The sequence below is a fragment of the Collimonas sp. genome, from assembly GCF_035566375.1.
Lineage (GTDB): Bacteria > Pseudomonadota > Gammaproteobacteria > Burkholderiales > Burkholderiaceae_D > Collimonas.
Map to the genome: position 1 here is coordinate 59,576 of NZ_DATMRK010000012.1, position 25,256 is coordinate 84,831.

Genomic DNA, 25,256 nt, shown 5'->3' on the forward strand with positions numbered 1-25,256 from the left:
CGGGTGGGGATCAAACAAGTCATGAATGCAGTCGATTATCAAGTACTAAAAAGCGCCGTCAGCTGGTTGCAGCAAGGGCGGCGGGTGGCCCTGGTTACAGTGGTGCGCAACTGGGGTTCGGCCCCGCGCCCGCTTGGTTCGCTGTTTGCGATTACTGACGATGGCGCATTTACCGGCTCGGTCTCGGGCGGCTGTATCGAGGATGACTTGATGCAGCGCTTTGCCGTCGCCTTTCCCGAGCGGATCGAGCTGGTGCGTTACGGTATCAGCGCCGAACAGATGCAGCGTTTCGGCTTGCCCTGTGGCGGCACGCTGGAACTGGTGATTGAACCCTTGCATGACGCCGCCGCGCTGACGCCGCTGCTGGACGCCGTCGCCGGCCGCAAGCTGGTACAACGGCGCCTGAACATGCGCAGCGGCGAGGCCAGGATCGAAGCTACCGACGCCGATTTCGCCCTGCATTTCGATGAGCAGGAATTGCTGCAGGTATTCGGCCCGCGCTGGCGCTTGCTGATCATTGGCGCCGGCCAGGTTTCGGAATATCTGGCGCAGATGGCGCCGGCGCTGGATTTCTCGGTCTACCTCAACGATCCGCGCGAAGAGCAGCGCCGCAACTGGCAAGCCGGCGACGTCACCTGGCTGGACGGCATGCCGGACGATGCGGTGCTGGCCTTCAAGCCGGATCGCCGCACAGTGATCGTCACCCTCAGCCATGATCCGAAAATCGATGACATGGCGTTGATGGAGGCGCTCAAGACCGATGCTTTTTATGTCGGCGCCATCGGCTCGATGGCCAGCAGCGAGGCGCGCAAGGAAAGGCTGCTGATGCTGGACCTGACTCCCGCGCAAATCCAAGGCTTGCATGCGCCCATCGGTTTGTCTATCCTGAGTCGCTCACCGGCCGAGATTGCAGTATCGGTGCTGGCCGAACTGGTGATGCTGCGTAATCGCGGGCGGGTGACGGTAGCACCCTCTGCCTGCGCCATCGCTACCGATGATCTGCGGCTAGTCGAGCGGCCTTGAACTGCAGCATAAATAACCAAGCACAAATAAAAGGAAAAACATGAAGATGGCGGATATCCCGTTCGGCACTACCGACTGGGAAGCGGTTGAGCGTACCGAACACAAAGGCGAAACAGGGATGGCCTATTGGCGCAGCCGCCATTTCGGCGGCATTCGCGTGCGCATGGTCGAATACACGCCGGGTTACCTGGCCGATCACTGGTGCAGCAAAGGGCATATCCTGTTTTGTCTTGAAGGTGAATTGCACACCGAACTCGAAGATGGCCGTAAATTCCTGTTGAAGGCTGGAATGAGTTATCAGGTTGCAGACGGCGCCGAGCCGCACCGCTCTTTTACTGAGGCCGGCGCCAAACTGTTTGTGGTGGACTGAGCGTCCAATCCGGCAACAATTTCTTGTCGGGCGCCTTTACTGTTGCAGCTAAGCTGCTAGTATGAAAGTGAGCAATCCGATAAGAAATTGGCGTGTCGGCGCAGAATGCCGGCGGCTAAAACGTGGTTGATCCGCCGCTAACAGGATTGCGGGAAATCAGTCTGACAGACCGGAGTCCTTCAATGGATTTCACAGTGGATGGCAGCCGGCCCGGCAGGAAACTGGTCGGTGTCGGCGCGGTAATCTTTTTGCATATGGTGGTCGTGTATGCACTGGTGACTGGCTTGGCCCGTAAAGTCGTTGATGTCATTCAAGAGCCGGTGATCGCCACGATCGTCGCCGAAATACCTCCGCCGCCACCGCCGCCCGCACCAGAAAAACCGGCGCCGCCAACCCCGAAAACAGCCGCACCGCCACCGCCTTACGTACCGCCGCCAGAGGTCAAGGTGCAGCCGCAGCCGCAGGAAAACACGATTGCCGCCGTCAGCAATGTCAAGCCGCCGACCAATGATCTGCCCACCTCCGTAGCGCAACCGTCGCCTGCCGCCACGCAAGCGCCTGGACCGCCGGCACATACCAGCGCGAGAGTCGCCGGGAATTGTGAAAAGCCGGAATACCCGAGAAATTCTTTACGCAACGAGGAGCAGGGCACCGTGGACGTCAAGCTGATCATCGGCACCGACGGCAGGGTGGTGGATGCGGTGATTGAAAAGAGCAGCGGCTTTAAAGAGCTGGATAGAGCGACGCTGAAGGCTTGGAGTCTTTGTCACTTTACGCCGGCCATGGCGGATGGGCAGCCGGTGCAGTCCGCGACGCGACTGCAGTATGTGTGGAAGTTGGAGTGAGTGAACATGGGCATCGCAAAGCAGGAAGCCGCCGCTATGCCAGCAACTTGTTCGGGATGCTCTCCCAGCGCACGCTGCGCACATTTTTTTCCAACCCCAGCCGGGAGACCAGTTGCACGAGGTCGGCGCGCTCGCTGATCGAGCACAGTATTTCTATCGTGATGTTGGTCAGATTGCCTTTGCCGATCGGCTTGCTGCGATGGTACTGGATTACATGGGCATTGCGCAGCTGCTGTCGTATTAATTGCTCCACCAGTGCCGCGTCGCCGATGCTGCATAGCGTCACCACCCGGTAAGGCAAGCGCGCCTCTACTGCGGTCTTGACAGGCCCGGTTGCGCTGACGAAGGGCAGATGCATTCTGAAGAAGTTTTCCCATTTTTCCATGCGCATGACATTCTCCTTTTGGATCTCAATGAATGATGTCTCGATAGTGCGTGCGGGAACACGAGTCCGGATCCGCCGGTTCCGATTGAACGTTGTCTGTGCCGCGCACGGTCATCTTTGACTTCATGCCGCCGACGTCACGCCACGTGCACCAGCGCAACGCATGATATGGCACGGCCTTCATTGATTTCTCTGATGAATTCAGTCTAGTTGAACGTATATAAAGATGTCGTAAAATTGCGAACGCGACTTATAAACAGTGCCTAAAAACAGGACGTTCAGTGGACGATTCCGGTGATGTCTGTGATGGGAGCCTGTGCTATCTGCGGTGGCAAATTACGTGTTGTCATGCCACTTCCCCTTATGGCAACATACGACAATTCTTTCTAACGCCCGTCGCCGACACATCGTTGTGTGACCCACCATGCAGAGGCACCACCTTGACTGAAGATCTATCAATTCTGACGCGGCCTGCAACCTCACCAGATCAGGTTCTCGCATACGGTGCTGAAAGTGATCAGGTCGTCGATATTCGCTTCGGCGGCCACCGCGCTGCGCACCGGCCTCTCCTGGTGCTGCTGCATGGAGGGTTCTGGCGACCGAAGTATGATCGTGCAGAGAGCGCATCCATGGCAGCAGCGCTTGCTTCCGAGGGCTGGACGGTTGCCACGGCGGAGTACCGGAGAATCCCGGGCGATCCCGACTCAACACTGCATGATATTGCCACCGTTATCGAGGATCTCGCGTCGGCGGTGATGCAACACAACGGCCGCATCATCTTGATCGGCAATTCCGCAGGAGGTTATCTAGCTCTGTGGGCTGCGGCAGCGTACACAGGACCTGGTCTGTACGGGATACTGGCGCTTGCACCCATAGCGGACCTCCGGCTCGCACACGAGCAAAACCTCGGCAGTGGCGCAGTAGTGGATTTTCTTGGCGCGGCGCCGATAGATCGTTCCGATATCGACTCATGCCAACTGGACTCACCTGCGGTGCCCGTCACTATCGTACATGGGGAAGAAGATGCTACCGTCCCGCTCGTCATTTCAGAGTCTTACCTGGCCATCCATCCAAAGACCCGCCTGGTTCGACTGAAAGACATCGGGCATTTCGCACTTATCGATCCGATTAGTAAGGCTTGGTCAACGGTCGTCGAGGAATTGAGACAGCTATCCAATTATGAACAGGGCTCTTCCATGGGTCGTTAAGATTTTGAGGACGATTTAACTGGTTCCAGATTATTATGTCTGGATTAACTTAGTTGCCAGAGAGAAAAACGCAGATTACTATCGAGTGGTCAAAGCAGTTGGCGCTAAAAGAAGCGTTATGCGGTTTTGTCCCATCGACGTGGGCTGCCCGTGTTTCCTTCGTCATGGATTGATCCGAAGCCACCACCATGCCAAAGCGGACAAAGGGATTTTCCATCACAGGAGTGAATGCAATGCTTGTCTATATTTTTCGGGGACCCGGTCGGGTGTTCGGTTTTACGGCAGACGCGACGGGGGCGAATCTGTCTGCGCAGTTCGCTCCCTGGGTTTTATTTAAGCCGGTAGAACTGAGCCGAGACAAACCTACTCCGGGCGTTGACTCGGGAGAGTGTCTGGACGACATCGAGAAGCATGGCTTCCACATCACCGATGCTCACGTTCGCATTACTGACAAGGTGGTTTGACACCGGGTTTAATTCCTCCACTTTGCATCTCTACGGCCGTGCGCCGCTGCAATGCTCTCGCTCCTCGATAATGGGCCTTCGGTGCGCGTGAGTACCATTAGAATGAGACTTCCGGATTTGGGCAAAAAAGCTTTGTTTTTTTTGGGAATCGGCGAAAATCGAGTTATCCGAAAGGGGCACTTATCTAATGAATTTTCCAACCATCATTAAGCAGCCGAGCGCCTTTCTTCCGGTGGCAATGTCGTTCCTTGCCCTCACTGTCGTGCTTGGTCACGTCGTCATGTCCGGCGCTGTCCGTGAGGCCGATGAGGGGGCTGCGGCCCATATCTTTCAGCTACTCATGGTGGCACAGCTACCGATCGTGGCATTTTTCGCGATCAGGCGGCTGCCGCAGACTCCCAGGTACGCGTTACTGGTGCTGGCGCTGCAAGCAGGCGCCGCGTTCTTAGCACTTGCACCAGTTTACTTTCTCAATCTTTAAAACACCTCGTTAATCCCAAAGACAATTACTCAGCAGGCGCATCTCGCACATCCAGCGTTTCAACCGACCGCGCATCCGCGGGCGCAATCGCAGAGTTGGCCGGTGCAATTGGGGCAGCGGTTTTCAAGGACTCGGCACGCGTAACGGCCGTGTCTGCATGAGCAGTGTCGGCCAAGGATGCCTGAACAGCATGAGGCTCTTGCGGCAGTTGAGCAATCAGAGCCTTCATCTTGGCCAATCTTTCCTTATCCAGCGCGAATGCGTTGCCGACGACGCCTTCATGTACCATCTTTTCATGCAGCGTCAATCCAGCCCGAGGATTCATGCCCAGTTTCCTGATGTTTTTAAAAGCCCACTTGTCTGCTTTATCGAATACGCCGCCAGCAATACCGTTGATACCGGAAAGCGAGCCTCTGGTTGTCGCAGCATCTGTTGCTACAGCAGCGGCTTTGCCTGCCACAACCCCACCAGCGAATTGACCAGTGGCTGCCGCCGCACCAGCGCCGCCGGCCGCAAGCGCTGCGCCACCCGTCGCAACGCCAGCAGCGATACCGAACCATTTTGCGGCGCCGACAAAATAGGAATATGTCTTCATCCTGGCGCCGCCTTCCTCAGACAGTCCTTGCGTCCAAAGCACCACCCAGGCGGCTTCGTCCGGAGTCAGCGGCTGCCGGAACACTTCCTGAGGATGCACTACGGCGGTCCAATTGTAGTCTTGCGTAGCCGCCGCAAAAGGTGGCGCGACAAGAACATGCCCTCGACATACCGTGATCGGCGTAATGGTCAACTCTTTGCCCGCAGCGAACTTCAGCTTGAACGACCGGCCACTGTCGCGCAGCTCCATCAACTTATCGAGCATCTTGGGGGTATTGCTGTTCTTGTAGCCATCGACTTCCGTGACGACATCGCCCACAGAGATGTTTGCGGAACCGTCGGTGGCGATAACCGATAAATTCTCGTTCACCCCCAAGCTACGTACCCAGGCAACTTTTACATCGTCTTTTAAGCCATAACTCGTCAGCACTTCGAACGGCAACTCGAATTGAATGCTGCAATTTTTGTCGTTCAAAGCAGCCGTCTTGATGATGGCCGGTCGAATCGCTGCCGCGCCTGCGCCATAGGTTTTCATTTCCACCAATAGCTTTTCATCGAGTTTTCGGCCGTCGTCAACTGTCAGCTTGGGGGAGGCGCAGCCTGTTAATACTGCAAGGAAAATTGCGGCACAGGCTGCTTTTGGGATGGATTTCATTTGTTTCGCAGAATTTCAGTTCTACTACTATTCAGCTTATCCATCCCCGGTAGATTATCAAGTTCCGGCCGTCCCTCCAGATGCACGACTAGGCCGATGTCGGACTGGCGCTCCTAAATAAGCAGTTTACCGAGGATTCAAAAGGAGGTGCGCAATGAACGGCCTGTTGATACCGCCGGCGGGAATATTGTACAATTTCAAAAAGTTTCTCCGAAGATACATAACCTGTTCTTCTTGCCGTTTGTCGCATCCCACTTCATTCGTCCGTCAGGAGACCCATCTTGCAATACACCACGCTTGGCCAGACCGGCCTGCTGATTTCCCGCCTGGCGTTCGGCGCCATGACTTTCACTTCCGGCAACAAAGACCTCGGCGCCATCTACAAGGTGGGCGCGCAGCTGGCCGACGAACTGGTCGGCCATGCCCTGAGCGCCGGCGTCAATCTGTTCGACACCGCCGACGGCTATGCCGGCGGCGAATCGGAAACCCTGCTCGGGCAAGCCCTGAAAACGCGCCGCAACGACGTCGTGATCGCCACCAAGGTCGGCTTCCGCACCGGGCCGGCACTGCTGCAATCGGGGCTGTCGCGGCGGCATATCCTGTGGTCGATCGACCAGAGCCTGAAACGCCTGAATACCGACTGGGTCGATATCTACATCGCCCACCGGGAAGACCCCCACACGCCGCTGGAAGAGACACTGTGGGCGCTGGACGCCGTGGTGCGCTCCGGCAAGGCGCGCTATATCGGCTTTTCCAACTGGTCGGCTTGGAAAGTGGCGGCGGCGCTGGAAATCCAGAAAGCCAACGGCCTGGCGCCGTTCACCCACGGCCAGATGCACTATTCGCTGCTTGGCCGCGATGTCGAGCGCGACGTGGCGCCGATGATGCGCCGCTATGGCCTCGGCATGACGGTATGGAGTCCGCTGTCTTCGGGTTTCCTGAGCGGCAAATACACCCGGCAAACCTTGTCCAGCCCCGACAACCGCTTCTCCGGCTTCGACCTGCTGCCGTTCGACAAGGAACATGGTTTTGCGGTGGTCGAACAGATGCGCGGCATCGCCCGCCGCCACAACGCCAGCGTGGCGCAGGTTGCCCTGGCCTGGCTGTTGGCCAAGGATACGGTCAGCAGCGTGTTGATCGGCGCTTCGAAACTGCCGCAGCTGGAAGACAACCTCGGCGCCGCCGGCATTCAGCTGAGCAAGGAAGAAGTCGCCGAGCTGGACGCCGCCACGCCACTGGCGCCGGTCTATCCGAACTGGTTCATCGACAACCTGGCCGACCAGCCGGCGGCGGAAGCACTCGGGCGCTAAGCCGGCAGCAACTGGGAGCGGCTCATATCATTGCTCAAGCTTCTGAGCCGCCTGAACAATCCTTTCCCGCACCACCCGGATAGCCTGCTTGAGCGCATAAACATCTTGAAAATAACGCTGCGGAATCCGTATCTGATTGGCGTTCGCATCAATGTTTTCGATGTCGTCGCGCCATTGCACAATCTGTTCCTTGCTGGGCTTCTTGCAAGCCCATATTTCATCTTCAAGCGACTTGATTTCGCGATACCAGACCACCAACCGGTTTCTCATACGCGCCGCCACCATGCGCGGCAGTGCCTGCAGCAGCCCGAACAATAAAGCCATGAAGGGCAGCAGGATCAGCAGGCGTCTTTCGATGAAACTGGCGAGCCAGAACGGCAGGTAACGCTGCAGGAAAGGGCGGCCGGATTTGAAGTAGCGGGTGCTTTCGTCGGAAATTGGGAAATCATCCGTATTCAGGTTGGGAAACACGCCGCGCGGCGTGAAGTAATCTTCGCGGGCGTGGGCGGCGTTGGCGGCTTCCAGCAACAGGTAAGCCAGGGCCGGATGCAGGGTGTCTTTGGAAACCAGCAGCGCGGTGGCGGCCAGCATGGTGACATCGGCTTGCGGCAGGTCGTTGGCGATGCTGGTCGAGGCGCGTGGAAAAATAATCTTGGAGAGCGAGGGGAATTTCAGCACCAGCGCATCTGCCTGGGCAAAACTCATCAGCTTCAGATCGCTGTTGAGCAGCATTTGCTGCATGGGAGCATCGGGCCTGCCGATGAAAAAGGCGGCGTCGAGCTGGCCGTTTTCGAGATTCTGGTAAGCCTTGTAGGCATCCATTTCCAGCAGTGTGGCGTTGTCGCCGCTGATGCCGCTGTGGCCGAGCAGAATCCGCGAAACTTTCAGCAGCCCGCTGCCGGGAATGCCGACGGAAATCCGTTTGCCGCGCAATTGCGCCAGCCGGTTGATGACGGTGTCGCCGCGATAAAACACCCAGATCGGCTCATACGAGACGGCGGCGATGGTTTGCAGGTGGTCGTTTTCAGTCGGGGCGGTGGTGCCGGACTGGATGAAGCCGACTTCGTATTCGCTTTCCGGATCCGTCAGCCGCTGATAATTTTCCACCGAGCCTGAGGAGCGGCGGATATCCAGGGTGATGCCTTCACGCTTCAGGAGCGGCGCGTAGCGCTCGGCAAAGCCGCTATAGATGCCCTTGTCGGCGCCGGCGGTAATCACGATCGTGCGCTGGATGGCTGGCTTCAGCATGATGAACAGGGCCCAGCCCAGCGCTGCGATTAGCACGATCGCGCCGAAGATCAGCAGCCGCAGGCGTTGTGCGGTCATCGGTGCTTTTTGGATGCGGTGCAGTGCTGGGTTTTGTCTGGGCATGGTGTGGGATGGTGCGCTTAGTCAGGCAACTTGAAACCAGGCTGTCGGGCGGTTGGACTGCTGGCGGGGAGTCTGACGACGATGGCTCCCCACACAACTACACCGCTTACACCACTTTCTTGACGAACTCCGATTTCAGGCTCATGGCGCCGAAGCCGTCGATTTTGCAATCGATATCGTGATCGCTGTCGACCAGGCGGATATTCTTGACCTTGGTGCCGACCTTGACCACGCCGCCGGAGCCCTTCAATTTCAGATCCTTGATGACGGTGACGGTATCGCCATCCTGCAAGACATTGCCGACGGCGTCGCGGTAAACCTTGGCGCCGTCCGTGGCTGATTCTGCGGCAGCCTGCGCCGACCATTCATGGGCGCATTCCGGGCAGATGTAGAGGCCGCCGTCCTCGTAGGTAAATTCGGAGTTGCATTTGGGGCATGCTGGTAAGGTGCTCATGACGTCGTCTTTCTAAATAAGGCTGAAGCTGTAAAAGTGGGACAGTATACTGCGTGACTGTAGATGTCAGGATTGAAATATTGTTGGGCGCCGGATTTCCGTCTGCTTGCATCGTTTAGCTGCTTCGCTTGGCTGCATCGTAGTCCCATATTTGCCTGCTGTGGCGCGCCGCTATGCATGGCTTTCCGCCTGGTGTGCTAAATGCGCTGATCCAATGAGCTGATCTAGCCGGCAAAATGTTCGGCATACACCTGCGTCACCCACTCGACAAACACCTTGACCCTGGGCGATAGCTGATGGTGGGATGGGTACAGCGCCAGCACCGGCAGCTCCGGGCAGATCTGATCGCTTAACACCGCTACCAGTTGGCCTGTCTGCAAGTACTTTTCTACCCGGAAGCGCGGCACCTGGATCAGGCCGAATCCTAACAGGGCGCATTGGGTGTAGGCGTCGGCGCTGTCGACTGCGATCCAGCCGCCGGCTTTATATTGCTCGGTTTGACCGTCTCGCAAGAAGGTGAAGGGATATTGCGTATTGTGATCGCGGCTGAAAAACCCGACTGCCTGATGCGCGGCAAGATCAGCCGGGAGCAGGGGAGTGCCCCAGCGCTCCAGGTATTGCGGGCTGGCGCAGATGATTTCCGGCAGCGAGGCCAGCCGTCTTGCAACCAGCGAGGAATCCCTGGGCACGCCGACCCGCACTACGCAGTCGATGCCTTCACCGACCAGGTCGACCAAGCGGTCGCCGCTGCTGATAGCTATGTTCAGGCGTGGATAACGCTGACGGAATTCGGCCAGCCTCGGCAGGATGATCTGGGTCGCGTGGGTGCCGTGCAAGCCCAGGCGCAGCACGCCGCTGGGATTGGCCGAGCTGCTGTCGAGCGAAGCTTCGGCATCTTCCACGTCGGCCAGAATCCGGCAGCATCGCTCATAGAATGCACGGCCGTCCGGCGTCGGCTTGACGCTGCGCGTAGTGCGTTCCAACAGTCGCGCTCCCAGCCGCTGCTCCAGTTCCTTCATGGCATGGGTGGCGGTTGCGCGTGGCATGTCGAGCACGCCTGCCGCCTTGGTAAAACTGCCCAGATCGACGATGTGGGTGAACAGGCGTAATGCTTCAAGCCTATCCACGCTGATGTTCCCATTCGCTGCGGGTCATCATATAGACTGCAGCATCCATGTCGTACCATCTTTCAACGCCTTGAAACTGCATGCCCAAGCGTTGCATGACGCGCGCCGAGCCGGCGTTTTCCTGATGACATACCGCGCATAGGCGATCGCCGCCGACCGTCTCAAACGCGAAAGCAGCCATCCGCCGCGCCGCCTCCGAAGCGTAACCTTGGCCCCATTTATCCTGCCGCAGGCGCCAGCCGATTTCCAGCGGATTGGCAGTGTCTCCGCCCAGATATTGAACGCAGCCGGAGCCAATGATTTCTTCGCTATCGAGTTCGATGAAACTCCACCATGAAAACCCCCATTCAGCCCAACGGGCTTTGACGCGGGTAATTGCCGCAGCCGTGTCTTCAAGGGTTTCCGGTTTGCCGGTGATGTAGCGCATTACTTGCGGATCGCGGTTGACCAGATTGAGGCCTTCCAGGTGCGAGTCGTTGAACGGTTCCAGGCGTAGGCGTTGGGTGGTTAGTATGGTCACTTGGATTGTTTGGCTATCAATTGTAGAAGGGAGTGTCATCGATGCTCAAAGCGAGCAGGTCCACATGATGATGCCAGAGCCCAGGTCTTTCCGTACAGGTGTTCGCGTAAAACATGAGCCTGTGACCGGCGAGCACGCCTTGTAGCAACTCGGTCCCCACGTAGTCTGCAGCGCCAGACGGAGAAACATATCAATCAGCCAGAGGCGCGTCTCGCTTTTTCATTCATGTGGGGCTAGGCATGCAACGATGGAACGCTAATTTTGCGTCACCTATGGAAGGCGAAATTTCAGGGAAAGCTCACTGTTGCTTGCGCTGATTGCGTGTACCCATCCAAAGCGAAAGCGAACGGAGCAGTGAACTGTTTTGATTTGAATAATTATTAATGTTTCCAAGCGGAAAGTTGTAAATAATTGTAACTTTCTCGTTTCCAAAAAGTTTCCATCGGCACACTACGTGCTGTTTTGCAAATGTAGTCTGTTTAGTTACTAAAGTTCTTAAATGTAATGCACGCGGAAGCCTGCTAAGTCAGCGAACGGCGGCATCGGCCAATTTTTCTTTGGTAAAAGCGGCAGATAGCACAAATACAAAAAACACTCTGGGGAGAGTTGCTTTGAAGGATTTATTTCGTGAAAAGTTCCACCGATTCTTCGATTCGGCGGATCGGTTTCCGGGCGTACTCAAAACAATCAGTTATCCGCGCTGAGGACTGTCCCGTGCAAATCAAGGCATTCCCTACCCACCTGGGCAATTTGTTGGTCACCGACGAATTTGTCCCCCTGCAGCTACAACAGGCTCTGTCTGAGCTGACCCGCCAGCCTATCTGGAAATACGGCTGGCGCTCCAACAATCGGCGCGACCGCTATTGTTATTGGCATGCTCATGTGGCGGGTGGCGACAGCCAGACTCGTACAAACTGTGAGTCCGAGCTGGCAGGCCTGCCAGCTTTCTCGGCTATTTATGCACTCTTTAAAATTCTTCAGCAAGGGCCGCTCAAGGGGCATGAACCGGTGCGAGTGTATATGAATAGCCATACCTTCGGTGTCGAGGGTTATGTGCATCAGGATAACGCTGACACCGAGAATTATTTCTCTACCGTCTACTACGCGCACCCGGTTTGGCATCAGAACTGGTCGGGCGACACGGTGTTTTACAACCGTGACGAAAGCGACATCTTGACCAGTGTGTTTCCTCGCCCAGGGCGAGCAGTCACCTTTCATGGCGCCATTCCACACTGCGCCCGCGCGCCCAGCCGGGACTGCAATGAGCTGCGCGTATCCATTGTGATCAAAACACAGCGCCAGGCTTTGGCTGCTTCGGACATAAAGAACACCGATACAACGCAAGCAGAGGCCGGTGAGGCCAAGGCATGAATTATCGGCTATCGGCCGCGTTAATGGGGGTAGCTTTAGCGCTCTGTGTCTGGGGGGACGGGTCGTGAATATACCTTTCCGGGGCGCCGCCGGCATCGTTTCTGAAGAAGCGATGAACCTGCTGCGTCAAAGCGGCGCCATGCAAACGCCACACAGCGGGCGCCACTTGTTTGATCACTTGCTGGGAACCTGCCAATTGCTGCAAAGCTGGGGCAATCCGCCATCGATTTGCTTGGGCGGATTGTTTCACAGCATCTACGGCACCAACGCCTTTGCGCATCGGAGCTTGACGTCGGCGCATCGTCCCTTGCTGCAAGCGGCCATCGGCCAAGATGCTGAGCTGTTGGCATGGCAATTTTGTACGATAGACCGCCCCCAAGCGATTTTTGCGGGATTGCGTCAATTGCATATTCCACACAGTGCTTCTTCAAACGTCAAGCCTGAGGCTAGGCAATGGCGGGCACTGGCTGAAATTGAATGCGCGAATCTGATTGAGCAAGGCGCCTGGGGCCACAGTCTGCGCGAATTATTTTGCCTGGGCGTAGAACAAGAGGGTAGTTTGAGCGCCACTGCGATGACTGCCTTGCGCGAAGGGTGGGCAGTGCAGTTAGCGCAGAAGAAAACCAACACCGGTTCCTGAAAGATTCCCGAAATGAGTCATGTACGTTTTGCCGAGGCGGCAGATATTCCCGCCCTGATTGAGTTGGGGCGCCAGATGCATGTGCAAAGCCGCTACGCCTGGATGGTGTTCAATGCTAACAGCCTATGGAAATATCTTGAGGCAGTCATCAGCAACAAATCGCATTGCGTGATTGTGGCAAGCGATGACGCGAGTCCCGGCGCCAGTCTGACTGGCGGGTTGCTGGCACATGCTCAGTCTTTGCCATTCAGCAGCGACTTTGTAGCCCACATCGATTACTTCTATGTTGCGCCTAAGCGACGGGGGACACCTGTCGCCATGAAGATGATGATAGGTCTGCGTCGATGGGCGGATAACCGGGAAATAGCGGAAATTTTACTCTCCAACGGCTTTGGTACCGAGCAGGTTTATAGCGGCAAGCTGCTTACCAAGCTTGGCCTGAAGGCGGTAGGCGGGGTGCATGCGATGTGGATGGACAGAAAATGAAACGACTTTCACAAAGCCTTGAGTGGAGCATGACGCGCTTCCTTATTGCGGCAAATGTCGGGCTCTTTGGTTTTGCAGTTATTGCCAACGCGATGGAAGTCGAAGTACGTCTGCCATTTGTGCTGCTGTCAGGCCCGGTCGTTGGTATTGAGGCGCGCGTGCTCGAAGATGTCATCGAGAAAAATCCTGGCATTACCACGGTAATACTAAAAAACTCCAAGGGCGGCGATGCAAACGCGGGGTATATGGTGGGCGAATTGATTCGGGAACATGGCCTCGATACGGCGCTTTCCGGGTATTGCATGTCGTCGTGCTCGCGGATGTTTTTGGGCGGTACTCATCGTAGTTTCTCCGACGACCAGCCGCTGGAAAAAACCTTTGTGGCCTTCCACGGCAACTACGCAGATGATGGCCGTCTGCTGACAGCCAGAATGCCGGGGCTGAAGAAATGGATACTCAAGTACAGCGACGGCAAGGCTAACCCGCAACTGGTGCAGCAATGGGTAGACCTGCAGAACCATAGCGGCTTCGCATATTTTTATCACCAGCAGGCCAAGGTCAGACTTGGGCCGGAAAAGGTGATGTTGTGCCAGGGTACAGAAGAGCCTAAAGCGCGTGCACAGCAATGCGAGAAGCCTGAGTTTGGGGATGCACTGAGTAATGGGATTGTGACGACGTGGGTGGTGTTGCAGACGAAGCTGCAGGACGCGGGCCAGTCGCCTGATCTTGTTATCAACCATGAGGAAAAGCGATAACCAGTCTGGGAACCAATTCGTTTGGACAATTGCGCTATAAAAAAATCGCAACTGATGAAGAGCGTTATAAATCTTGTGACGTGCTGTTGCAAGATTCGACCCCGATTTCCCTATTTTTGAAAAACGATTGCGATTCTATAAAAATGAATATCTCGTTAAAACAAGCAACGATAAACAATGATCGTTTCTCAATTTTTCCTATTGTTATTTTGGGATTTTTCTTTTGTGGCTCACTATGGATCTATTCAAATTATACGGATTTGATTTTTTTCATAGGTGTTGCCTGCGCTCTTCTTATCGGTTTGTACGGAATATTTGTTCTGTTTTTTTCTCGATGGCGAAAAAGTATTTCATATATTATTCCGGCAATTCTTTTTCTAATGCTAAGTTTGCCTTCATTTATTCATTTTCGAGAAATATTAATCAACACCAAACACTGGGTACATTTCTTATTTGAAGAGAATAATTATAGTTTAGAGGTTGAACAGTTAAAGAAGAATGGCATTCAGTACAAGGAATGGAAGTGGGGAGCTTTGAATGCAAATGAATATAAACTTATCTATGATGAAACTGATCATGTTGCACTAACTGAATCGCAACCCACTCTGACCAATTCATGTTCGCGAAGTATTCTAAAGTTAAAATCCCATTTTTACGTTGCGGACGACTTTTGTCCGTAAGTCGAGAATAATATATTCATTCAATACAATTTATTTTGCATTTATAGAGGAATTAAAATATGAGCGGTCAATTTGGTCCGGATTATTTCAATGTATTATCAAATAATGGAACACCGGTTGCAGCGAAATATTTGAAAGATGCTGGTGGAAACTACATCATTGATCCAAATCCTGCTGCGGGAGGCAAACCTTATATTGTCCCGGCCGATTATGATCCAAGTAAAACAATTGCTAAATATACACAAATTGGGCAAGACGCTCAGCAAGCTGGCGCAGAGTCTGGGATAGGGGGAGCTACTAGTCTTGTCACGGCATTTTATTATAATTTCCATACAGCATTTCCTGGCAGTCCGGACGATTTGCAACGTACATATAATGGATATAACGCAACAAATTACGGGGATTTTGTTCACGCTTTTACTGATGCAGGAAGTTTTAACTATGGACTCGCTACGGCGGCCGCTGGTTTAAGTAATACAGAGTCATTGCTTGGTGGTGGATTTCAAAATACGGTATCTTCGTTTGGTAATAAAAACGTAAATACTGACGGTATTTATAATAATGCAAAAAGTAATGTTCCAAATATAAATGCTGGATTCAATGCGTTCCTTAACAATTCATTTTCTCCCCCCGTCGCGGTTATTCCTTATGTGCCGCCTGTCGTTTCCAATGGAATTGGGCAGTTGTTATCTGCCTCGCTTAATGGATTGTTTGCAGATTACTATGGGTTGGCTGGGGCTGCCGGAAATTTTATTAATGCGACTCAGGGATCGGGCGGTGTTCAAACGATAGATAGTGCTTGGACGGTAACAGCATATTCTAACGGAGCGCAATATAAGGAATTGACTAATCCGGCTTCTAATACCGGCTATGGATACGACAAAGATTGGTGGACTCCAAATGGAGATGGCAGCTATACCGAAATTCAATTGCGGAGCGCTACAGGAGCAATTCAACAGATCAACTGGTCAGGTGTGCCAGGTCAATCACAACGTCTTGACCGCACTTATATAGAACCGATCGGCAACGATGCGGTGGAAGTATCTAAATACAATGAGAATAATATTCTTGTATCAACAACAACTGGAAAAACTCAAAGGGACCTAAGCCAGACTACTGTTCAGAAAAGTCTAAATCCTGACGGCTCGGTTCAATCGGAATTGAGCACCAACACGTTGATAAGCGGGCAGGTAACTGGCAGCAAGCGGGTGGACTATCGTGACGCAAGTGACCTGAATATTCAAACCGTCACGACCTACGACTCTTCCGGCAATCCTACCAGCGTTAGCACCGTTACCCCACATATCGACAACACCCCAGGCAGCGCGACATACGGCCAAGTCATTCCAAACACTTACGACATCACAAATACCGACGGCAGCGGCACTACCATCCTGGCCACCGGCATGCGAGTGGTGAATCCGACCGATGGTAGTTATGAGGACTCGCTAGTTGGTTCGGCCACTGCAACTGACCCGCAAGGCAGTATCACGATACAGACCACGGATGCCAACGGTGTGTCCCAAACGGTCGTCAATCAGCAGTCATTGGCCAATTTGAACTATGCGGCCAGCGCCTTCAACGATGCCAATGCGCTTGTCAACGCGCTTAAAAACCATCAAACCTTGCCGGCGGTGAGCAGCGGTCTGAGATTGGCGAATGATCTGAGTAACGGCAGCGTGCCCGAACTGGGTATCGCCGGTGGCGCGCTGGGAGTGCTCACAAGCTTGCAAGGCTTGGAGAGCTCATTGAAAAATGGTGATGTAACCGGCGCGGCTATGTCTGGCGCCAATGCATTTGTGCAAGGGGCCAATACCTATGTCGCCACGGTGTATGGGGATGCTATTAATGCAGCAGGGGACGGCTTAGGCAGTTTGGTCGAGGCATCGCAAGCTACGGGCAATGTGGTTCCCTATATTGGTCTCGTCAACGATCTGGTGCACGGCAATACGGCGGCGGCGGCGGGTGACGCCGTAGGAATTGTGGTGGCAGCCGAACTAAGCGACCTGGGGTCGATCGCGGGACCCGTCGGTGCTTTTATCGGATTTGTCGCGGGCGAGATATTTGATGGCGTATTCGGCAGCGACCCGCCTCCTCCTTGGGGCGTCGCCAATGCGTCCTGGGATCAGGCCACCGGCAGCATCAACGTGGCGGCTACCGGGGACAGCGGTGGAGACCAGACCGCAGCAGGTGTGCTCAACAGCTTGATTGGCGGTCTGCAAAGCGTCACGACGCAATACAACGCGCTAGCTCAGCCGGATTTACATATCGGCGTGATTCCTGAGCGCTTGGGTGGCATCAACTACAGTACGATATTTTCGGCGGGGCTCTCGAATGGCGGCGCCCCAGGATATAGGGTCACTACCATCGACGCCTCAACCGGCCAGCAATTCAATCCCGGGCTGACCTTTAATCCAGATACCGGGCAGGCCATAAATGCTGACGTGAGCAATCCGGCATACTTTGAAACGCTAAGTTCATACTACGTCAACAATGCCCTGGCCCGGGGCGCTATTGCACCCGAGTGGGAAGTAAAGACTAGCCAACTGCAAGCCGCCAACAACATGAGTAACGCCGGCCTCTCCGAGCTGGAGCGTGATGCAAATCTGGGGGAGTTGGCCAAGCCGCTGGCTGCGGGCGCAACCACCGAGGATTGGAATCCGATAGGACTCGATCTTGGTGGCGGCCTGGGGACTACTAGTCTTGCCAATAGCGCTGTGGTATTCAATGTAGATGGCACTGCCAACCTGGATGCAACGCTGCAGGGAAAAACGGCGCCGCAATACCTCAAGAAGACAGCGTGGCTCAACAGCACCGACGGTTTTTTGGTGGTAGACAAGAATGTCAACGGCACCATTGACAACGGTGAGGAGATGTTCAGCAACAGTCTGGTGGCAGAGCAAGCTCGGGGTGATGCTAGCCTGGCCACCTGGGACGTTAACGGCAGCGGTGTTATCAATGCCAGCGATCCGATATTCAGCCAGCTAAGAGTCTGGCGGGACGCCAACGGCGATGGTCAGATCGAGAAAGGGGAAACGCAAACCTTAGGCGATCTGGGTATTTCCAGCCTCAATTACAAAATGGGGACTTATACCAAGACCGATGGCAGCGTGCATCAGATGGGCACACTTACTCTGCAAGCGAGTACCAGTGGCAATAGTTACTCACCTGCAACCAACGGTATCCAGATTACAAACACCAACGGTCAGACCACCTTATACGTCTCGCAAGTGCACGACTTGTCGAGCCTGCAAGCCAACGAAGAGAGTATCTCAATCGACGAGAACTTGTCGGCGACGGTCGCGTTGCATGGCAACGGCAGCAACATACAAGGTTTGCTGGACACAGTACATGTGAGTAATGCTCCTAATGCATTCATCAGCATGAAGGGGGTTGAGAACGCACAGCACGGCACGGTTAACTATGACGCCAGCGCAGGCACCGTGAGCTTTACGCCAGATGTGAATTACTACGGCGGCAATGCTGGATTTGATTACACGGTAGATGCTGGTGTCTATGGACAAGCAACGGCGCACGTTCAGGTAGTGGTGAATCACATTGACCAGGCGCCGCGTATCAGCGGTGAGCAGAACACGCAAATTCCAATTTATGGCTATTCGATTACCAGTGCTACAGACGGTAGTGGTTCAACCAGTGTGACACCGTTGTACCAGCCGGGATATGGGTTTGCGGGGCAAACAGAGGATGGTAGTTACGCTTATCGCAGTCAACCGGTGACGATGCAGACGGATCCCTATTCTGGCAACATCATAGCGACAGATCCTGACGATCCGGCCTCAGCCTTAAGCTGGAGCGTAATCAGCCAGCCTCATGACGGCAGCGTGACGGTGGACGCTAACGGACATTGGACGTTTAGCAATGCCGCAGCGATTGGTGGAACCGACGCGTTTGTGGTGCGGGTAAGCGACCCAAGTGGCAAGACCGATCAAATCCAGATCAATGTTCCGTTGCCGCCAATGCCAACTGGTGGAACAACTGGTGGTGGCACCGACGGCAATGGAAGTTCGGGCCCAGGCACAGGTGCGGACTCCGGTACTGGTGGTACCGGTGGAACGGGTTCTGGCGCTGACGGTACAGGTGGTACTGGTGGAACGGGTTCTGGCGCGGATGGCGCAGGCACGGGTGGTGCGGACGGCGCCGGTGCAGGCAGTGCAGACGGTGCAGGTGCAGCCGACGGGGCGGGTGCCGGGGATGGAGCAGGTGCCGGGGATGGAGCAGGTGGCGGGGATGGCGCAGGTGGCGGCGGTGATCCAGTGATTCTGGATTTGAAAGGCAGCGGTTTTCACTTTAAATCAGTCAACGACTCCAACGTGTTTTTTACCAACGCGGCAGATGGCTGGGCGCACCGCACGGCTTGGTTCAGCGGCGGCAACGGCGTCTTGGCAATTGACAAGTATGGTGACGGCATTGTGCACGATAGCAGCCAGATTGATTTCAATCTCTATTCGCCTGGCGCCCAAACTGCCTTGCAGGGACTTGCGGCTCTGGACAGCAACCATGATGGCGTGCTTGATAAGAGCGACGCGCTATGGAGCAAGCTTGGCGTGTGGGTGGACGCCAATAGCGACGGCATTGGCGAGGCAGGGGAATTCCAGAGCTTGGATGCTCTGGGAATTACTTCGATCAGTCTGGCTGCAACCAAGCAGTTTTCTGTCAATCAGGGGGTGGTCGAAAACAGTACAACCACATTCACGCGCACTGATGGCACGACAGGACAGGCGGAAGACGTAACACTGCCGACCTCGCGGGACGTACTGGTGCCCAATTCCGATGGCACAAATCGTGTCGCCCAACTTGCTCAGGCCAATCCGGCGCGGCCCATCACGGTGGGAGACGGCAATAATCTGGTGCTGGGCAACGTCGGAGACAATGCGGTCAAAGCCGGCAACGGCAACAATATGATCGTGACTGGCGCCGGCAACGATCTGATCCAGGCGGGTAACGGCAACAATTCGATTCAGTCCGGGGACGGCACCGACATCATCGGTGTGGGGGACGGCAACAACGCTATTTTGTTAGGGGCGGGTAACAAATACGTGGTGACGGGCAAAGGCAATAATCTGGTTTCCGGTGGCAGCGGCAATAACATCCTGTTCGCGGGCAATGGCAACAACGTGCTGTATGCCGGCAGTGGCAACAGTGTTCTGCACGCAGGCAATGGCAGCAATACCCTGCTGGGCGGCATCGGCCATGATGAACTCTTCGCTGGTAACGGCAACAACAGCTTCAATGATGGTGGCGGCATCGCAGACATGTATGCGGGTACTGGCAGCAACACTTTTGTGGTCACCAATGCAGCAGACACCATCACGGTTCAGCATGGAGGCGTCAACACTGTCAAATCCAGCGTCAATTGGACTCTGGGCGCGAACCAGCAAATCCTGTGGGGCACGGGCACTGCCGCACTCACATTGAGAGCTAACGACGCTGGCGACCAGCTCATTGGCAACGGTGCCGCGGATACTTTGATTGGCGGCGCGGGCAACGACACCTTGGCCGATAGCGGCGGTGCAGCCACTCTCATCGGTGGTGGCGGCGACGATACTTATATCGTGAGCAATGCCGGTACCGTGGTGGTTGAGGCGGCCAATGGCGGCAGCGACACTGTCAAGACCAGCATCAACTACTCTCTGCCGCAAAATGTCGAAAACCTTGTCGGCACCGGCAACGCCGCCTTGACACTGACTGGCGGCACTCAGGACGGTGTGACGATTCGCGCAAATAATGCTAACGATACGTTGATCGCCGGCATCGGCATCGCTACCTTGATAGGAGGAAACGGTAACGATACCTTTGTGGTGAACAACGTCAATGATGTGGTGCAGGCTCTGGCTGCAGGCAATACAAATATTATCCAGACCAGCGTCAGTTACACGGCGGCAGCCAATGTACAAAGCCTCATCGGCACAGGCGGCGCAGACATTACGCTGACGGGCAACGCCTTGGCTGGCGCCATCCAGGCTAATGCCGGCAACGACACTCTGGTGGCCGGCAGTGGCAATGCGACTTTGATCGGTGGCGCCGGCAACGATAACTATCAGCTTAATAACAGCGCAGACACCGTGCTGTTGGGAAGTGGTCAAAGCGCCGTCACTGGTGGTAATGGCAACATGCAAATTACCGGCAACGCCAGCGGTGCGGCAGACATTAGCTTGGGTGACGGCGCCAATCTGATTAACCTGGGCGCCAATAGCGATGCCAATAAAGTGAACCTGGGCAATGGCGCCAACACGGTGCTGGCTGGCAATGGCGCGAACGCTATCAACGGTGGCAATGGCAATAACACGGTGACTCTTGGCTCAGGGAACGATACGGTCATACTGGGCAACGGCATCAATAGCGTCACAACTGCCGATGTGACTGGCGTAGTGGATGTCATCAGCGTCGGCAATGGCAGCAACAGCATCAACGCGGGCCAAGGTAACGACAACATCGCGGTTGGAAACGGCGGCAACACGATCAATGGCGGCAATGGAGCGGATATCGTCAATCTGGGGGGCGGCAGTAATAGCGTGACCCTGGGTAACGGCGCCGACCACATAACAGCTCAAGATGCCGTGGGTTCGATAGACACGGTGATTCTTGGCAGCGGCAATGACAGCGTTGCGCTGGCCAACGGCAATGACGTTGTTTCCACCGCCGATGCTGCAGGCGGCGCCAACAACATTAGTCTTGGTAACGGTACTAATAACATCAGCGTTGGTCAAGGCAGCGACAACATCACAGCCGGTAACGGCGCTAACACGATCAATGGTGGTAGCGGAGCAGATACCGTCAATCTGGGTACAGGAAGCAACAGCGTAACCCTCGGCAACGGCGCCGACCATGTAACAGGACAAGATGCGGCAGGCTCGGTTGACACGGTGATTCTTGGTAGTGGCAATAACAGCGTTGCGCTGGCCAACGGTAATGATCTTGTTTCGACGGCCGATGCCGCAGGCGGTGCAGACACTATCAGCGTTGGCAACGGCAGCAATAACATCAACGTCGGTCAAGGCAACGACAGCATCACGGTTGGCAATGGGAACAACACGATCAATGCCGGTAATGGATCAAATGCCGTCACCCTCGGCAACGGGGCTGATACAGTCACGCTGGGTAACGGTTCCAACGCTATCTCGGGCGGTAACGGGGCGGATATCATCAACCTGGGTACGGGTAGCAACAACGTAGTCCTGGGCAATGGCGCTGACAACGTGATCGCGCATGATGCAGCGGGTTCAGTCAATACGGTGAATCTCGGTAATGGCAATGATCAGGTCACCCTCGCCAACGGCAACAACTCCCTAACAACGGGAAATGGCAATAGTCAGATTCAGGTAGGTAGCGGCAATAACAGCGTCACCGTCGGCAATGGCAGCGATCAAATTATCACTGGTGGCGGGGTTAACGGACTGCACGTCGGCATCGGCAACGATACCATCGTCAATCACGGCGGTGCCGACAGCCTGTACTTCTCACCCACTGTGACAGCGGACAATCTGACCTTCAGTCAAAGCGGCAGCGATTTGCTTATCGCTGAGGGTACGACGGGCGGCAGCGTCCGGATCGTTAATGGTTACAGCAATCTTTCCGCGGCAATCAGTCAGTTCATCGCCGGGGATGGGAATTACACGGTTCGTCTGGACAACGGCAACTACAATTTTGCAGCAGGCAACGGCGCCGATGTTCTCTATGCAGGCAACGGACAGGACACCATTTCCTTAGGCAACGGCAATGACGTGGTGCAAATGGGCAGCGGTAATGACCACATTACGATTGGCGACGGCAACAATCAGGTCACAATGGCCGATATCGTAGGTACTGCCGATATCGTCAAGCTGGGTAATGGCAACAACAATGTCACCATCGGCAACGGCGCCGACACGCTCACACTAGGTAATGGCGCCAACATCATCAGCGGTGGAGCAAGCGGCGGCCAAGGCAATAACCATGTCAATCTGGGCACTGGCAGCAACAACGTGATACTAGGAAACGGCGCCGACAACGTGGTTGCTCAAGACACAGTGGGATCGGTCAATACCATCAGTCTGGGTAGTGGCAAAGACACGGTCACCGTAACCGACGGCAACAATAAAATCTCCACGGCAGATATTGCGGGAGGTGCTGACAGCATCAACGCAGGTAACGGGAACAATATCATCCACGTCAGCCAAGGCAACGACAATATCGTCGTCGGCAATGGCGCCAACACGATCATCGGTGGCAACGGCGCCAACACGGTCAATGGCGGCGACGGATCGAATACCGTGAACCTGGGTAGCGGCGCGGATACTGTCTCACTGGGTAACGGTGCTAACAAAGTCACCACAGCAGACGTGGCCGGCGTCAGTGACATCATTAATGTCGGCAACGGCGTCAATCAAATCACGGTCAGCCGCGGCAACGATAACATCACGACAGGTAACGGCTCCAGCACCATCTTCGGCGGCAGCGGCGTGGATACCGTCAACCTGGGTAGCGGCAGCAACAGCGTAACTCTGGGCAATGGCGCCGACAACGTGATCGCGCATGATGCTGCGGGCTCAGCCAACACTGTGACTCTCGGTAACGGCAATGATCAGGTCAACCTCACCAACGGCAACAATGTCGTCACAACAGGAAATGGCAACAGCCGGATCCAGGTGGCCAATGGCCACAACATCGTGACAGTGGGCAACGGGACCAACCAGATAACAACGGGCTCCGGCGTCAATGCAATTCATGTCGGCACGGGCTATGACACCATCATCAATCATGGCGGCACGGACAGCCTGTATTTCTCGCCGGCCGTAAATTGGGGTAGCTTAAGCTTCAGTCAAAGTGGCAGCGATCTGCTGATAAACGAAGGCTACGGTGGTGGAACGGTTCGTATTGTGGGTGGCTACAATAACCCGTCACAGGGTATCAGGCAGTTTATCGCTGGCGATGGGGACTACTCGGTTAATCTGGACAACGGCAGCTACAACTTCGCAGCCGGCAACGGCGACGATGCGGTCTATGGCGGTAATGGCCTCGACACCATCAGCCTCGGCAATGGGGACAATCTGGTCCAGCTCGGGAACGGTAACGATAATGTCAGCGTGGGTAGCGGCGCCAATCTGATACTTCTTGGAGATCAGACAGGTGCAGCCGATGTAGTGGCGGCAGGTGACGGTAACAACACCATCCAGGTCGGCAGTGGCAACGACCAGATCAGTGTTGGCAAGGGAGGCAATCAAATTTACTTTGCTGCTGGGACTGACACCATTAATGCTGGCGATGGCAACAACCTGATCGAACAGTACAGCGAAGGCTGGGATCAAAACAATCTGGCGAATGGCCAAGACACCATTGTTGTTGGCAACGGTCAAAACGCCATCGTTGCAGGTAACGGTAACGACAGCGTCACAGCGGGTTCTGGCAACAACGTGATTGAATTGGGCAGCGGGAATGACCGGGTTGTCGTGGGCAGCGGCGCCAACCGGATTTCTCTCAATGACCAGACGGGCGCGCATGACACCATCACCACTGGTGATGGCAACAACGTCATCAATACTGGCAATGGTAATGATCAGGTCACGGTGGGTAACGGCTACAACTCTGTGTCGCTAGGCCAGGGCAATGATCAGGTTCATCTGGGCACAGGTAGCAACTGGGTGAGCCTTGGCGATGGCGTCGATAGCGTCACTGGCCGGGATGTTGCAGGCTCAAGCAACACGCTTTATATGGGGGCGGGCAAAGATACTGTCACTCTCGGCAATGGTAACAACGTTGTCAGCACCGAAGATCAAGTCGGCGCTGGCGACACCATCAAAGTGGGGGACGGCAGCAATAGCATCGATGTCGACGAGGGTAACGACAGCATCACGGTGGGCAACGGTGCCAACGTCATCACGGCGGGCGACGGGAATAACACCGTTCTGGGTGGTAACGGCGCTAACACGGTGGCTCTGGGTTCCGGCTCGGATACCGTCACCCTGGGCAGTGGCAACAACCAGGTCACCGTAGGCAATGGGTCCGACAACCTCACTCTGGGCAACGGCGCCAACTCTGTAAGTCTGGGCGCAGGTAAACAAACTGTTCACTTGGGTAACGGCACGGATACTCTCTACACCCATGGCGGAACGGACGCGATCACGTTAGGCACTGGTCAGTACAGCCTCTGGAACAAGGGGGCGCAAGATAACCTGACGCTTACCACCGGCGCCAACGACAAGCTTTGGTTCCATAAGCAAGCCAATAACCTCATCATCGACGTGCTGGGTAGTACCGAGGAAATCACGGTGCATAACTGGAACAGCGGCCAGATCAGCCAACTGACGGCTAGCAATGGTCTCAGTATCAGCGGTACCGGCATTAACCAGCTGGTGCAAGCAATGGCGGCCTTTGCACCACCCACCGCAGCTCAAGTGAGTTACACGGCACAGGAGCAGAAAGCGTTGGCGCCGCTCATGGCGTCGAGTTGGCGTTGAGTGGGTTTGTGACAAAAATAGTAAAGTTGCTCATGGTGATGCAACCCCTTTGCGGGGTTGCAT

19 protein-coding genes are annotated in these 25,256 nt (G+C 55.2%); 13 read left to right on the forward strand and 6 right to left on the reverse strand.

Annotated elements, in window-relative coordinates:
* Positions 1-21 precede the first annotated feature (21 nt).
* From VNZ60_RS02820 to VNZ60_RS02830, 3 genes are all read left to right on the forward strand, one after another.
* Entirely contained in the window at positions 22-1,023 is a 1,002-nt protein-coding gene (locus VNZ60_RS02820; protein WP_325656905.1) for an XdhC family protein, read from the forward strand.
* 40 nt (positions 1,024-1,063) lie between these two features.
* The gene (locus VNZ60_RS02825; RefSeq protein WP_325656906.1) at positions 1,064-1,393 is read left to right on the forward strand and encodes a DHCW motif cupin fold protein; all 330 of its coding nucleotides are present in this window, start codon (positions 1,064-1,066) and stop codon (positions 1,391-1,393) included.
* Positions 1,394-1,575: 182 nt separating this feature from the next.
* A complete protein-coding gene (locus VNZ60_RS02830; RefSeq protein WP_325656907.1) occupies positions 1,576-2,238 on the forward strand; it encodes an energy transducer TonB in 663 nt (220 codons plus the stop codon).
* 34 nt (positions 2,239-2,272) lie between these two features.
* On the opposite strand, the gene VNZ60_RS02835 is transcribed toward VNZ60_RS02830, so the two are convergent.
* Positions 2,273-2,629 carry a hypothetical protein gene (locus tag VNZ60_RS02835; RefSeq protein WP_325656908.1) on the reverse strand — a complete coding sequence of 119 codons (357 nt, stop codon included), beginning with the start codon at positions 2,627-2,629 and terminating at the stop codon, positions 2,273-2,275.
* A gap of 434 nt (positions 2,630-3,063) precedes the next feature.
* On the opposite strand from VNZ60_RS02835, the gene VNZ60_RS02840 reads away from it, so the two are divergent.
* The 3 genes from VNZ60_RS02840 (at position 3,064) to VNZ60_RS02850 (ending at position 4,776) form a co-directional block, all read left to right on the forward strand.
* A complete protein-coding gene (locus VNZ60_RS02840; protein WP_325656909.1) occupies positions 3,064-3,831 on the forward strand; it encodes an alpha/beta fold hydrolase in 768 nt (255 codons plus the stop codon).
* A 233-nt stretch (positions 3,832-4,064) separates the two neighbouring features.
* Positions 4,065-4,295 (forward strand): hypothetical protein, encoded by a 231-nt coding sequence (locus VNZ60_RS02845; protein ID WP_325656910.1) that lies wholly within the window; start codon positions 4,065-4,067, stop codon positions 4,293-4,295.
* Positions 4,296-4,482: 187 nt separating this feature from the next.
* A complete protein-coding gene (locus VNZ60_RS02850; protein WP_325656911.1) occupies positions 4,483-4,776 on the forward strand; it encodes a hypothetical protein in 294 nt (97 codons plus the stop codon).
* A 25-nt stretch (positions 4,777-4,801) separates the two neighbouring features.
* Here the strand turns inward: VNZ60_RS02850 and VNZ60_RS02855 are convergent, their stop codons facing one another.
* Complete coding sequence (locus tag VNZ60_RS02855) at positions 4,802-6,025, reverse strand: hypothetical protein (protein ID WP_325656912.1); 1,224 nt, start codon at positions 6,023-6,025, stop codon at positions 4,802-4,804.
* A gap of 281 nt (positions 6,026-6,306) precedes the next feature.
* On the opposite strand from VNZ60_RS02855, the gene VNZ60_RS02860 reads away from it, so the two are divergent.
* Positions 6,307-7,335: an aldo/keto reductase gene (locus tag VNZ60_RS02860; RefSeq protein WP_325656913.1), complete on the forward strand. Its 1,029-nt coding sequence runs from the start codon at positions 6,307-6,309 to the stop codon at positions 7,333-7,335.
* Between the two features lie 27 nt (positions 7,336-7,362).
* On the opposite strand, the gene VNZ60_RS02865 is transcribed toward VNZ60_RS02860, so the two are convergent.
* From VNZ60_RS02865 to VNZ60_RS02880, 4 genes are all read right to left on the reverse strand, one after another.
* Positions 7,363-8,661 (reverse strand): TAXI family TRAP transporter solute-binding subunit, encoded by a 1,299-nt coding sequence (locus tag VNZ60_RS02865; protein ID WP_325656914.1) that lies wholly within the window; start codon positions 8,659-8,661, stop codon positions 7,363-7,365.
* Between the two features lie 151 nt (positions 8,662-8,812).
* Complete coding sequence (locus VNZ60_RS02870) at positions 8,813-9,160, reverse strand: zinc ribbon domain-containing protein YjdM (RefSeq protein ID WP_325656915.1); 348 nt, start codon at positions 9,158-9,160, stop codon at positions 8,813-8,815.
* Positions 9,161-9,384: 224 nt separating this feature from the next.
* On the reverse strand, positions 9,385-10,287 hold the full coding sequence (locus tag VNZ60_RS02875) for a LysR family transcriptional regulator (RefSeq protein WP_325656916.1): 903 nt from the start codon (positions 10,285-10,287) through the stop codon (positions 9,385-9,387).
* Positions 10,280-10,807 (reverse strand): GNAT family N-acetyltransferase, encoded by a 528-nt coding sequence (locus VNZ60_RS02880; protein ID WP_325656917.1) that lies wholly within the window; start codon positions 10,805-10,807, stop codon positions 10,280-10,282. The genes VNZ60_RS02875 and VNZ60_RS02880 overlap by 8 nt, the downstream gene beginning before the upstream one ends.
* Positions 10,808-11,434: 627 nt before the next feature.
* Here VNZ60_RS02880 and VNZ60_RS02885 point away from each other — a divergent pair.
* The 6 genes from VNZ60_RS02885 (at position 11,435) to VNZ60_RS02910 (ending at position 25,193) form a co-directional block, all read left to right on the forward strand.
* Positions 11,435-12,178 (forward strand): 2OG-Fe(II) oxygenase, encoded by a 744-nt coding sequence (locus VNZ60_RS02885; protein WP_325656918.1) that lies wholly within the window; start codon positions 11,435-11,437, stop codon positions 12,176-12,178.
* Positions 12,179-12,242: 64 nt separating this feature from the next.
* Positions 12,243-12,818: a DUF6817 domain-containing protein gene (locus VNZ60_RS02890; protein WP_325656919.1), complete on the forward strand. Its 576-nt coding sequence runs from the start codon at positions 12,243-12,245 to the stop codon at positions 12,816-12,818.
* Positions 12,819-12,830: 12 nt separating this feature from the next.
* Positions 12,831-13,304, forward strand: coding sequence for a GNAT family N-acetyltransferase (locus VNZ60_RS02895; RefSeq protein ID WP_325656920.1), 474 nt, complete (start codon positions 12,831-12,833; stop codon positions 13,302-13,304).
* On the forward strand, positions 13,301-14,059 hold the full coding sequence (locus VNZ60_RS02900; protein WP_325656921.1) for a hypothetical protein: 759 nt from the start codon (positions 13,301-13,303) through the stop codon (positions 14,057-14,059). Before VNZ60_RS02895 ends, VNZ60_RS02900 begins: the two co-directional genes overlap by 4 nt.
* Positions 14,060-14,088: 29 nt before the next feature.
* Entirely contained in the window at positions 14,089-14,739 is a 651-nt protein-coding gene (locus tag VNZ60_RS02905; RefSeq protein WP_325656922.1) for an energy-coupling factor transporter transmembrane component T family protein, read from the forward strand.
* A 59-nt stretch (positions 14,740-14,798) separates the two neighbouring features.
* Positions 14,799-25,193, forward strand: a complete 10,395-nt coding sequence (locus VNZ60_RS02910; protein ID WP_325656923.1) for a beta strand repeat-containing protein — start codon at positions 14,799-14,801, stop codon at positions 25,191-25,193.
* Positions 25,194-25,256 lie beyond the last annotated feature (63 nt).

Coding starts and splice junctions, on each gene's coding strand:
- VNZ60_RS02820 (WP_325656905.1), top strand. CDS start 22: ATGAATGCAGTCGATTATCAAGTACTAAAAAGCGCCGTCAGCTGGTTG.
- VNZ60_RS02825 (WP_325656906.1), top strand. CDS start 1,064: ATGAAGATGGCGGATATCCCGTTCGGCACTACCGACTGGGAAGCGGTT.
- VNZ60_RS02830 (WP_325656907.1), top strand. CDS start 1,576: ATGGATTTCACAGTGGATGGCAGCCGGCCCGGCAGGAAACTGGTCGGT.
- VNZ60_RS02835 (WP_325656908.1), bottom strand. CDS start 2,629: ATGCGCATGGAAAAATGGGAAAACTTCTTCAGAATGCATCTGCCCTTC.
- VNZ60_RS02845 (WP_325656910.1), top strand. CDS start 4,065: ATGCTTGTCTATATTTTTCGGGGACCCGGTCGGGTGTTCGGTTTTACG.
- VNZ60_RS02850 (WP_325656911.1), top strand. CDS start 4,483: ATGAATTTTCCAACCATCATTAAGCAGCCGAGCGCCTTTCTTCCGGTG.
- VNZ60_RS02855 (WP_325656912.1), bottom strand. CDS start 6,025: ATGAAATCCATCCCAAAAGCAGCCTGTGCCGCAATTTTCCTTGCAGTA.
- VNZ60_RS02865 (WP_325656914.1), bottom strand. CDS start 8,661: ATGACCGCACAACGCCTGCGGCTGCTGATCTTCGGCGCGATCGTGCTA.
- VNZ60_RS02870 (WP_325656915.1), bottom strand. CDS start 9,160: ATGAGCACCTTACCAGCATGCCCCAAATGCAACTCCGAATTTACCTAC.
- VNZ60_RS02895 (WP_325656920.1), top strand. CDS start 12,831: ATGAGTCATGTACGTTTTGCCGAGGCGGCAGATATTCCCGCCCTGATT.
- VNZ60_RS02900 (WP_325656921.1), top strand. CDS start 13,301: ATGAAACGACTTTCACAAAGCCTTGAGTGGAGCATGACGCGCTTCCTT.
- VNZ60_RS02910 (WP_325656923.1), top strand. CDS start 14,799: ATGAGCGGTCAATTTGGTCCGGATTATTTCAATGTATTATCAAATAAT.